We start from the raw sequence: 10911 nt of genomic DNA, 5'->3' as shown, positions 1-10911 counted from the left end.
CCTGGCGGCGCTCCTTGTCCGGGCCGATGTCGGCGGACGCACCGGTCGGCGTCTCGGTCGAGTCGTAGGTGATCGCGTACGGGTACGCCGGGGCGGCCCCACCCCGCCCCCCGTGGTTCGGTGTGGTTACAGAACGCCCAACTCGCGGGCCGACCGCTGACGGCTGGCCATGGCGACGGTACGGGCGGATCGGGCTGCCTCAGTGCGCGTGGTGGTACGACCGGCCTGAGGCCGACGCATTCGGGCCCTGGACAACGCTTCGTGGAGTAGTTGCATCTCGGTGACTCCGTTCAGGACGTGCGGGTTGTTCGGTTCGCTGACTGCCGGTGCGGCACCGGCACGAGCGCGGATCGGGTTCATGTCAGGCCGCCAGCCGGACCGTGTTGCGGGACGTGGTCAGCCCACTGGCCGCCAGTCGCGCCTCGGCCTCGACCCGGAGCGCGGCGTCCCGGGCGACGTCCTCCTTGCGCGGGCGGCCCCGGGGCCGCTTGCGCGGGACGACCGCGCCACGCTCGAAGATCTCGCCGCCCCAGACACCCCAGGGCTCGGCCCGCTCGACCGCACCGGCGAGGCACTCGACGCGCAGCGGGCAGTCCCCGCAGAGCGACTTGGCGAGTTCCAGCTCGGCGGGCGAGTCGGAGAACCACAGGTCGGGGTCGAACTTCCGGCAGGGCAGATTCGCCTCCAGCTCGACGCTCACGTCGAGGGGGGCCAACGCCAGACTCATCGCCCGGTCACCTCTCTCTCACTTCGATCTCGTGGATCGCATTTCCGACGTACTTCGGCGGGGCAAAAAACTGAGGCCGCGGATCCCGGTAGCGGGTTCCGCGGCCTCGAGGTGAGCCGGTGGTCTGACGAATCAGACCGGTCTCCCTCGAGGTGGAACACCGCGGACGTCCAGCCGCCGCTTCATGGCGACCGGGGCACCCTTGCCCGTGAACCCATTGGTCCCGTCGATTCCGGTCGGCGCGACGGTCAGGAGCAGCTCGGCCTGATCCTGGGTCTGGTGCGCGTGCGGAACCGGGAGCCCGATGGTCAGGGCGATCCGGGCAGCCGACAGCGGAGCGACGGCAGCAGACAGCGCCGTCGGACGCTCGTAGACGAAGCTCTCCATCGGTGCCACCTCCTCCTCTGACGTTCGCTCGTTGATCGACGGTCTCGCCCCTCGTGAGCAGCCACGATGAGCCACCCGCGAGGTGTGTTCTGAGGCTATGCCGCCTCCCGGCGCGAGGGCAAACGAATTACGACGGGTTTTCCAAACTTTCTTTCGGGCAGACCGCGTCGACCGTCGCACCATCCACCAGGGCCAGCACGGATTCGCCGTAGAGGCCCAGTTTGCGGGGGCCGATTCCGGCGATGGCGATCAACTCTTCGGGGCGGCCCGGTCGCCGTTCGGCCAGCGCGGTCAGGGTCGCGTCGGTGAAGACGACGTACGCCGGCACCCGTTGCGCGCCGGCCACCCGCTGCCGCCAGTCCTGGAGCCGTTCCAGCAGCTCCTCGTCCACGTCGGAGGGGCAGGTCGGGCAGCGGCCGAGCTTGCGGTCACCGCCGGCGAGCAGGGTCGCCCCGCAGATCCGGCAGGAGATCACCTGGTTGCGACGACGCTCGACGCGCCGGGCCGGGCCCGTGCCGGCCCGCTCGGCGCCGCCGGAGCGGTCGAGCTGCGGCAGGAAACGCGAGGGGCGCCGGTTCCGCCCGCCGGGCGAACGGGCCGAGGCGTACGACAGCCAGAGCCACTGCCGGGCCCGGGTGATCCCGACGTACAGCAGCCGCCGCTCCTCCTCGACCTGCTCGGCGGTCTTGGCGTACCCGGTCGGCAGGGTGCCCTCGACCAGCCCGACCAGGAAGACCGCGTCCCACTCCAGCCCCTTGGCGGAGTGCAGGGAGGCCAGGGTCACCCCGTCGACGGTGGGGACGTGCTGCTGGGCGGCCCGCCGTTGCAGTTCCTCGGTGAAGGTGGCGAGGGTGACCGGCCGTTCGACCACCGCGCCCTCGCCGATCGGGAGCACCGGCGGGGTGGCCGCGTACTCCTCGGCGAGCTGGACCAGGGCGGCCAGCGCCTCCCAGCGTTCCCGCGCCGCGCCGCCGGCCGGGGGCGCGTCCGGGGCCCACCCGACCGCGGCGAGCGCCTCGACCACGGCGGCCGGCAGCGGGGTCTCGCCCGGGATGGAGCGGACGGCGGCGCGCAGCGCCACCATCGCCTGCCGCACCTCGACCCGCTCGAAGAAACGTTCCGCCCCCTGCACCACGTACGGGACCCCGGCCTCGGTGAGCGCCTTCTCGTACGCCTCGGACTGCGCGTTGGTGCGGAACAGCACGGCGATCTCCCGGGCCGGCGTGCCGGCGGCGACGAGCTGCCGACAGCGGGCGGCGACCGCCGTCGCCTCGGCCGGCTCGTCGGTGAAGATCCGCAAGTCCGGCTCCGGTCCGGTGGGGCGCTGCCCGACCAGCTCCAGCCGGAGCCGGGCCTCGGTGCCGCGGGCCTGGGCGATCACCGCGTTGGCCAGCCCCACCACCTGCGGGGTGGAGCGGTAGTCGCGGACCAGCCGGACCACCACCGCCCCCCGGTGGCGCCGGGGGAAGTCCACCAGGTGTGCCGAGGTGGCGCCGGTGAACGAGTAGATGGTCTGGCTGGCGTCACCGACCACGGTGAGGTCGTCCCGGCCGCCGAGCCACGCCTCCAGCAGCCGCTGCTGCAACGGGTTGACGTCCTGGTACTCGTCGACCACGAAGTGCCGGTACTGGGCCCGGACCTGTTCGGCGACGTCCGGATGCTCCTCGATGCCCCAGACGGCGGCGCGGAGCAGATCCTCGAAGTCGATCACCCCGGCGGCCCGCTTGACCGTCTCGTACGTGGCGAAGACCTCGGCGACCCGCGCCGGCTCGTGCGGGGTGTCCCGCTGTGCCTTGGCCGCGGCGACCACGTACTCCCCCGGCTCGACCAGGGACGACTTGGCCCACTCGAGCTCACCGGCCAGGTCCCGGGCGGCGGCCCGGTCGGTGCGCAACCCGACCCGGGCGGCGGCCAGGGTGACCAGCCGTACCTTGCTGTCCAGCAGCTCGGGCAGTTCCCGGCCGCGGAGCAACCGGGGGGCGAAGTAGCGCATCTGGCGCAACGCGGCGGCGTGGAAGGTGCGCGCCTGCACCCCGCCGACGCCCAACGCGGTCAGCCGGGCGCGCATCTCGGCGGCGGCCCGCGCGGTGAAGGTCACCGCGAGCACGTGCCGGGACGAGATCTGCCCGCTCAGCGTCCGGTACGCGATCCGGGAGGTGACCGCGCGGGTCTTCCCGGTGCCCGCGCCGGCCAGCACGCAGACCGGACCGGCGGGCGCGGTCACCGCCGTCCGCTGCTCCGGGTCGAGCCCGGCCAGCACCTGTTCCGCCGCTGAGTGCACCGCCACCCGAGGAATCATCCCAGCCCCGTTGGACGTTACAGCCGATACCCTGGCGGGCGAAGCCGCCCGACCCCGGACCGACGGAGGTTCTGACCCATGTTGACGATGTATTCCACGCCGTGGTGCGGCTACTGCCACCGGCTGAAGTCGCAGCTCGACCGGGAGGGCATCGCGTACCAGGTGGTGGACATCGAGCAGGATCCGGCGGCGGCCGAGTTCGTGATGAAGGTCAACGGCGGCAACCAGACGGTGCCGACGCTCCGCTTCGCCGACGGTTCGGCGCTGACCAACCCCTCGATCAACCAGGTCAAGCAGCACCTCGCCAGCCTGGCCGACGCCTGAGCACGCCGGCGCGGGGCGGCCCACCGGCCGTCCCGCGCCGCCGGCGTCGAGCCCGTTCCCGTCACCCCTCCCGCCGGGTCGAGGCGACCACCCCGTGATCCACCCGTGGGGCCGACGGCGAGCGACGCGGCTCGGGCCGGGGACGGCGCGGGGCGGGCACGACCGGGCGGGGGCCCGCGACCGTGGCGAAGCGTCGCGCCCGCCAGAGGTACGCCCCGGCGGCCAGCATCACCACGCCCACGAGGGCGAACAGCAACCGGTAGTCGAGCACCGCCACCAGCAGCGCCCCGGTCCCGATGGAGATCGCCTGCGGGCCGCTGACCAGCGCGTCCGTCGCGGCGGTGGCCCGACCGAGCAGTCCGGGTTCGGTCCGTCGCTGCACCAGCGTGTGCAGCCCGACCGCGCTCAGCGGCAGGGACGTCCCGGCCAGCAGCAGGGCCGCGACGGCGAGCCAGAGACCCGGGTACGTCAGGATCAGCGCCGCCGTCCCGAAGAGGGCCACGCCGGCGGCGAGCGAGCCGATCTCGCCGAAGCGGCGCACCACGGCCGGGGAGAGCAACGCGCCGACCAGGCCGCCGACGCCCTGCACGCTGAACAGGACGCCCACGAAGGCGGGTGACCGCCCCAGCCCCTGCTCGACGTAGGCGAAGAGCAGCGCCTCGCTGAACCCGATCACCAGCGAGGCCACCCCGTACCCGAGCAGGGCCCGGCGCAGCGCCGGCTCGGTGCCGAGATGGCGCAGTCCGGCCCCCAGTTCGGTCCGGCCGCACGCCAGCCGACGCGGTCGGGCGGGCTCGGCCACCCGGAGCAGCCCCACCACGGCGGCGGCGGTGACGAACCCCGTGACGCCGACGACGGCGAGGGCCGGGCCGCCCGCCACCGCGTAGAGCGCCGCCCCCACCAGCGGGCCGCCCAGCCGCAGGCCCTGACGTACGGTCTGGAGGGCCGCGTTCGCCTCGGCCAGCAGTTCGAGCGGGAGCAGGGTGCGCAGCAGACCGCTGAGCGCCGCGCCGAGCGAGATCGACGACAGGCCGTAGAGCGCACCGACCAGGTAGACGATCCACACGTCCCCGGGGTCCCGGACGGTCAGCAACGGGGTGAGCAGCGCGGCGGTAACCAGGTTCGCGGTGAGGAAGAAGGGCCGGCGGCGGTACCGGTCGACGATCCAGCCGACCAGCGGCGCGAGGATCCTCGGCGTGACCACCGCGAAGATCACCGCAGCGGCCATCCGGTCGGACCCGGTCAGGTCCTTCACCCAGATGGCCAGGGCGAGCAGCAGGATCGACTCGGCGGTCATGCTGGCCAGCAGCGCGCCGAAGAGCAGTCGGAAGTCGGGGCGGCGCAGGACGGTGTGCATCGGGATCCTTCCGCGGGGGAGGGGGCCGGTCAGGGGATCCGGGACCGGGTCGCGAGGGGCGGGCGGAGTGGTACCGACGTCCTCCTTTTCGAGACACGCCCGTCACGGGACGTCGGGCGCGGGTCGGGCCGTACATACTGGCCGTGGGGGGCCAGTTTCATACAGTTACCGTCGCGTCCGCGACGGCCCGACGGAGAAGAGGTCGATGTGCCTCCTGCCGTACCCAGCCCGATCCTGCGGCGACGCCGGCTCGGCACCGAACTTCGCAGCCTGCGCGAGGCGTCCGGCCTCACCGGGGAACAGGTCATCGAGCGGATCGGCTGGGCCTCGGCGTCCAAGCTCTCCCGCCTCGAGAACGGACGCAGCCGCCCGGACCCGCGGGACATCCGCGCCCTGCTCGACCTCTACGGCGCGGACGACGCGACCAGCACCGAACTGACCGCCATCACCCGGGAGGCGGGGGACATCCGGGCCTGGCTCAAGTCGTACGGGGCGATGACCGAGCACCAACGCAGCTACGCGGAACTGGAGGCGGGCTGCGCCGAGATCCGCGAGTACAACCCGGTCCTGGTGCCGGGCCTGCTGCAGACCGCCGCGTACGCCCGGGTGCGGATCGTCTCGGCGCGACTGGCCGAGGAGGACACCGACCCGCAGGCCGTCGAGACCGAGGTGAGCGCCCGCCTGGCCCGGCAGGCACTGCTGCAACCGGCCCACGCGCCCCGCTACACGGCGGTGCTGGAGGAGGGGGCGCTGGGCCGGCGGGCCGGGCCGCCGGAGGTGATCCGGGAGCAGTTGGTCCAGCTCTGCGAGCTGGCCGGGCTGCCCAACGTGACGATCCAGGTGCTGCCGCGCGACGCCACCATCGGCGACTGGTACCTCCCGCCGACCGCGTTCTCGCTGTACCGCTTCCCGGATCCGGCGGACCCGGAGACGCTGGCGATCGAAGGTGGGTTCACGGACGTCGTGTCACACGACGCAAATGCCTTGAATCGCTATAAAATGGTCTTCGAGTGGCTGGGCGCGGCGGCGCGCTCCCCATCGGACTCCCTCACCTGGCTGATCGAGGCGGCCGAGACGGCAGCAGCACCCAAGGCGACGTACGGGTCGCCGGCGGCGCCGGCCCAACGCCGCGGCATCTCCGAGCGACTGACGGAGCGGTGAGGCGGGTCCGCTGTGCCGGAGCCGGCCCAGCACTCGGGCCCATCGGAGAACAGAGCAGGAGCCGAACCATGAACCAGATCCCCGACACCGCCGGCACCGTCGAGCTGACCCACGCCGCGTGGCGTACCAGCACACGCAGCCAGACCTCGAACTGCGTCGAGGTCGCCCCGTTGCCGGCCGGCCCGGCCGCGGCGGTGGCCCTGCGGGACAGCAAGGACCGCAGCGGCCCGGTGCTGCTGTTCCGCCGGGAGCAGTGGCGGGACTTCCTCACTGGCACCCGCAACAGGGAGTTCGACGGACGCTGAGTCCGACCGCCCGGTCACGGGGCCGCCGATGTCCGTCATGGACCGGCGGCCCCGTCGTCCGTACCGGACCGGCCGGGAGTCGGTGTGGACATCCACCGATCAGTCGGTACCCGCATCGACCGCCGCGTTTCCCTTGCCGGCGGGAAACCTCGGCGTAACATGACGGCGAGAGTTCACGTGAAAGTTCCACCTCACGGTCGGACCACCGGCCCCGGCCTCCCCACCGGCCGCCGGCTCCGGCGACACCGTCGCGCCCCGGGCACCGCCCAGGCACACACGTACCCGCCCGCACCTCGTCATCCGGCAGTGCATCGGGAGACACCCATGCGGTTCTTGATCGTTCGCACCGACATCCGTACCGCAGACGACGCCGACCTCGCCGCCGTCTGGTCGGCCGGTGGCCGACTCCGCGACGAGACCATCGCGCCCGAGCCCCGCCGGCAGGTCCTGCACGCCGACGACCGGGACGCCGCCCTGGAACTGGCACGGGCCCTCGCGGCGGTGGGGCGGGTCCGCGCCGGCCGGCAACGGGTCAAGGTGCTGCGGGTCAGCCAACCCCGCACCCGCTCCGCCCGTCGGGGCCGCACCACCTCCTAGACCACACCGACGCCCGTCGCGGTCGCAACCGGCGCTCCCCCGCCGTGCTCCACGCCTCCACGACCCCGGCGGTGCCGGTTCTCGGTCCGTGACCGTCGCGGCAACGGCGGTCACGGACCGAGACCGGGCTCCACGTCCGTCAGCCACCGTTCGAGCAGGAAGTGCGCGATCGACAGCGGCGGCGGCAACACCAGACGGGCGCCGTCCCCGGCGTCCACCGCCCCACCGGCGACCGCCTCGGTGATCTGCCACCGGCAGAACCAGCGGGCGTCCGCGATCTCGGCCGGGTCGAGGCGAAGCGGCTGCGCCGGGTCGGCGGTGGCCAGGAAGCCCAACATCAGCGAACCGGGGAACGGCCAGGGCTGGCTGCCGGCGTACCGGATCCCGGAGACGGTGAGCCCGACCTCCTCGGTGACCTCGCGGGCGACGGCGGCCTCCGCCGACTCACCCGGTTCGACGTAGCCGGCAAGGCAGGAGAAGCGGCGCCCGCGCGGGCTCGCCGGCCAGGTCGCGTTGTTGCCGAGCAGGCAGCGGCCGTCCGGACCGGGCACCCCGTCGTGCACCAGCACGATCATCGCCGGGTCGGTCCGGGGCCAGATCCGGTCGCCGTGCGGGTCCACCCGCGACCAGCCGCCCTCGTCCGGGACGGTCGGCTCGCCGGTGGCCGCCGAGAAGCCGTGCCGCAGGTGCCAGTTGGCCAATGCGACCGCGGTGATGAACAGGCCGGCGTCCCGGTCGTCGAGCAGGTGCCCGACCTCCCGCAAGGACGCCGCCCGGGTGCCCGGGACCGTGGGCAGGGCCGCGTCCACCGCGAAGAGCGGCACCCCGTCGGCACCGACACCGAGGAACATCGGCGGCGCGTCCGGCGCCTGCCCGGGGTCGAGCAGCCGCAGCGCCGGCGGAACGCCGTCCCCGGTGACCAGGGTCCGGCCACCGGCGGCGGTGTCCACCACCAGCACCCGGCCCCGCTGCCACGCCCCGGCCAGCCAGGCCGGGTCGGTACGCCGGTGTGCCGCCCGGTCGAGGACGGTCCGGGCCAGCGGTGGCAACACCGGCCCGCTCCCGGCCGGCACCTCTGGCCCGGCGGCACCGGTAGGGGTCATGTCGACACGGGTTCCGTCTCCACCGGCCCGAGCACCGCCAGCCCCGGCGCGATCCGCTCGGCGTCCCCGAGCACGACGGTGACCGCCCCGGCCGGGGCGAGATAGCGGGCCGCTGCCTCGGCGACGTCGTCGACGGTCGCCTTCGCCAGCCGCGCGGCATGTTCGGCGAGGAAGTCCAGCCGCAGCCCGCTGTTGGCGTACGCGCTGGTCAGCGAGGCGAGACCGGCCTGGGTGGCCATGCCGAGCTGGAGGCTGCCCAGCGCGTACCGCCGGGCCTGTTCCAGCTCGTCCTCCCCGGGCGGCAGCGAGGCCAGCCGGCCCAGCTCGTAGAGAGTCTCCAGCAGCGCCGCGCCGGTCACCTCGGTGGCCACCTCGGCCCCGGCGACCAGTACCGAGCCGGCGGCCGAGTGCTCCACCACCGAGTGCGGGCCGTAGGTGTAGCCCTTGTCCTCCCGGATGTTCTCCACCCAGCGGGACGAGAAGTAGCCGCCGAAGACCAGGTTCGCCAGTTGCAGGGCGGCGTGGTCCGGATGGGTACGCCCGACCGCCGGCAGCGCGACGCGCAGCGACGACTGCACCGAGGCGGGCCGGTCGACGAGGCGGAGCGGTCCGGGTTCCAGCGGCGGCGTCGGCGGCAGCTCCACCGGACGGCCGTCCCCCCGCCAACCGCCCAGCGCCCGTTCCACGGCGTCCAGCGTCCGTTCCGGCTGCACGTCCCCGACCAGCACCAGCACCGCGCCGGCGGGGTGGACCCGCTCGGCGTGCAGCGTGCGCAGCGCCGCCGGCCGGACCGCGCGGACCTGCTCCGGCCCGGGGGTCTGCACCGCGTACGGGTGGCGGCCGTAGATCCGCCGCAGCAGCGCCACCCGGGCCAGGTGCGTCGGCTGGCTCTGCGCCATCTCGATCCGGTCGACCGTGTGCGCCCGCTCGGTGGCCACCTCGTCGGCCGGGTACGTCGCTCCGGTCAACACGTCGGCGAGGATCTCCAGCATCCGGTCCAGGCCGGTGACCAGGCCGACCCCGGAGACCATCAGCCGGTCCGGGTCGACGCCGGCGGAGAACCCACCACCGACCGCCTGCAACTCGGCGGCGATCCGGTTGCTGGACATCCGCTCGGTGCCGGCCAGCAGGGACTGCGCGAGCAGGGTGCCCCGGGCCAGGTGGGCCCGGCCGAACGGCACCCCGAGCCGCAGCTCGACCAGGGGCACCGCCGGCCGGCGCACGACGATCACGGTGAGCCCGTTGGCGAGCGTCCGCTCGGTCTGACGGGGCAGTTTCAGCCGGCGCACGGGGCCGAGCGGCGGCAGCGACCGGGCCGTGGTGGGGGTCTGCGTCGTCACCGGGCACCTCCGGGAATGACCTCGATCGACGCACGGCGCTCGGGTCGCAACATGGCGGCGGCGGCGCGGACCTGTTCCTCGGTGACCTCGCCGACCAGCCGGGGCAGGTCGTTGAGCAGGCCCGGTTCACCGCGCTGCTGTTCCAGCACCGCCATCCGCAGCGCCCGGCCGAGCACCGCGTCGGTGTCGCGCAGCAGGTGGGTGGCCATCCGGGCCTGGGTCCGGGCCAGTTCGCCCTCGGTGAGCCCGTCGGCGGCGAGCCGGTCCAGTTCCTCGTCGACGGTGCCCAGCACCCGGTCCACGTCGCCGCCGGGCGGCAGGTGGTGCTGGAGCAGCAGGACGGTGGGGTCGCGGACGTCGAACGGGTCGCCCATGAAGCCGAGGTACCCGCCGATGCTGGTGACCGTCCGGTCCCGCTGCACCAGCCGCTCGACCAGCCGGGACGCGTCGCCGTCGGTGAGCACCTCGGCGAGCACCACGTACGCCAGGTAGCCGGTGAGGTCGGTGAGCGGGTCGGGCACCCGCCAGGCGCTCGCCACCGCCGGCATGGGGGCCAGCTTGTCGGTGTACGAGGCGCGGCGCTCCGTGGTCAGGTCGGGTTCGCCGAAGTCGGGACGCTCCGGTGCGGGCCGGGCCGGCACGTCGCCGAAGTGCCGCTCGACCAGCGCGGTGGCCTCGGCCACGTCGAGGTCTCCGCTGACCGCCAGGACGGTGTTGCCGCTGGCGTAGAAGCGGTGGAAGAAGTCGACCGCCTCGTCGACGGTGGCCGACTCGAGGTCGTCGAAGGAGCCGTACCCGTCGTGCGCGTTGGGGAAGGTGTCGAAGACCACCGGCGACAGGGTCAGCCAGGGGAAGCCGCCGTACGGCCGGTTGAGCACGTTGACCCGGATCTCCTCCTTGACCACGTCGACCTGGTTACGGAGGTTCTCCTCGGTCAGCCGGGGGCCGCGCAACCGGTCGGCCTCCAGGAAGAGCGCGCGTTCCAGCGCGTTGGCCGGGAGGTACTCGTAGTAGTCGGTGTAGTCGAGGTGGGTGGAGCCGTTGAAGGTGCCCCCGGCCCCCTGCACGTGCCGGAAGTGGGCCAGCTTCTCCAGGTTCTCCGAGCCCTGGAACATCAGGTGCTCGAAGAGGTGGGCGAAGCCGGTACGCCCCTCCGGCTCGGACCGGATGCCGACGTCGTAGACGACGGCGACCCCGACCACCGGGGCACTGCGGTCGGGGCTGAGCACCACCCGCACTCCGTTGTCGAGGGTGAACCGCTCCACCGGGTACTTCGTCGCTGGAATTCTGGATCTCCGCGCCGCCACGCGT

Annotated in this window: 11 protein-coding genes; 4 read left to right on the top strand and 7 right to left on the bottom strand. The window is 73.6% G+C overall.

What is annotated here, in order from left to right:
- Positions 1 to 361 precede the first annotated feature (361 nt).
- From AB0F58_RS09645 to AB0F58_RS09635, 3 genes are all read right to left on the bottom strand, one after another.
- Entirely contained in the window at positions 362 to 727 is a 366-nt protein-coding gene (locus tag AB0F58_RS09645; RefSeq protein WP_357140349.1) for a WhiB family transcriptional regulator, read from the bottom strand.
- Positions 728 to 859: 132 nt separating this feature from the next.
- A complete protein-coding gene (locus AB0F58_RS09640) occupies positions 860 to 1114 on the bottom strand; it encodes a hypothetical protein (RefSeq protein ID WP_357140346.1) in 255 nt (84 codons plus the stop codon).
- 127 nt (positions 1115 to 1241) lie between these two features.
- Positions 1242 to 3401, bottom strand: coding sequence for an ATP-dependent DNA helicase UvrD2 (locus tag AB0F58_RS09635; RefSeq protein ID WP_357140344.1), 2160 nt, complete (start codon positions 3399 to 3401; stop codon positions 1242 to 1244).
- A 90-nt stretch (positions 3402 to 3491) separates the two neighbouring features.
- On the opposite strand from AB0F58_RS09635, the gene AB0F58_RS09630 reads away from it, so the two are divergent.
- Positions 3492 to 3737, top strand: coding sequence for a mycoredoxin (locus AB0F58_RS09630; protein WP_357140341.1), 246 nt, complete (start codon positions 3492 to 3494; stop codon positions 3735 to 3737).
- Between the two features lie 61 nt (positions 3738 to 3798).
- On the opposite strand, the gene AB0F58_RS09625 is transcribed toward AB0F58_RS09630, so the two are convergent.
- Complete coding sequence (locus AB0F58_RS09625) at positions 3799 to 5094, bottom strand: MFS transporter (protein WP_357140337.1); 1296 nt, start codon at positions 5092 to 5094, stop codon at positions 3799 to 3801.
- A gap of 207 nt (positions 5095 to 5301) precedes the next feature.
- Between AB0F58_RS09625 and AB0F58_RS09620 the strand changes: the two genes are divergently transcribed.
- From AB0F58_RS09620 to AB0F58_RS09610, 3 genes are all read left to right on the top strand, one after another.
- Positions 5302 to 6255 carry a helix-turn-helix transcriptional regulator gene (locus AB0F58_RS09620; protein WP_357140335.1) on the top strand — a complete coding sequence of 318 codons (954 nt, stop codon included), beginning with the start codon at positions 5302 to 5304 and terminating at the stop codon, positions 6253 to 6255.
- A gap of 68 nt (positions 6256 to 6323) precedes the next feature.
- Positions 6324 to 6560, top strand: a complete 237-nt coding sequence (locus tag AB0F58_RS09615) for a DUF397 domain-containing protein (RefSeq protein ID WP_357140333.1) — start codon at positions 6324 to 6326, stop codon at positions 6558 to 6560.
- A 324-nt stretch (positions 6561 to 6884) separates the two neighbouring features.
- Complete coding sequence (locus AB0F58_RS09610) at positions 6885 to 7157, top strand: hypothetical protein (RefSeq protein ID WP_357140330.1); 273 nt, start codon at positions 6885 to 6887, stop codon at positions 7155 to 7157.
- Between the two features lie 110 nt (positions 7158 to 7267).
- Here AB0F58_RS09610 and nudC read toward each other — a convergent pair whose 3' ends face one another.
- Genes nudC through AB0F58_RS09595 form a run of 3 tightly spaced genes read right to left on the bottom strand, consistent with a single transcriptional unit; the run spans position 7268 to position 10907 of the window.
- A complete protein-coding gene (gene nudC, locus AB0F58_RS09605; protein WP_357140328.1) occupies positions 7268 to 8260 on the bottom strand; it encodes an NAD(+) diphosphatase in 993 nt (330 codons plus the stop codon).
- Positions 8257 to 9600 carry a pitrilysin family protein gene (locus AB0F58_RS09600; protein WP_357140325.1) on the bottom strand — a complete coding sequence of 448 codons (1344 nt, stop codon included), beginning with the start codon at positions 9598 to 9600 and terminating at the stop codon, positions 8257 to 8259. The genes nudC and AB0F58_RS09600 overlap by 4 nt, the downstream gene beginning before the upstream one ends.
- The gene (locus AB0F58_RS09595) at positions 9597 to 10907 is read right to left on the bottom strand and encodes a pitrilysin family protein (protein WP_357140322.1); all 1311 of its coding nucleotides are present in this window, start codon (positions 10905 to 10907) and stop codon (positions 9597 to 9599) included. Before AB0F58_RS09595 ends, AB0F58_RS09600 begins: the two co-directional genes overlap by 4 nt.
- Between the last annotated feature and the right edge of the window lie 4 nt (positions 10908 to 10911).

Origin of the sequence: Micromonospora sp. NPDC023956 (assembly GCF_040639195.1) — a bacterium.
Lineage (GTDB): Bacteria > Actinomycetota > Actinomycetes > Mycobacteriales > Micromonosporaceae > Micromonospora.
This window is presented reverse-complemented; position numbering and strand designations above follow the sequence as displayed.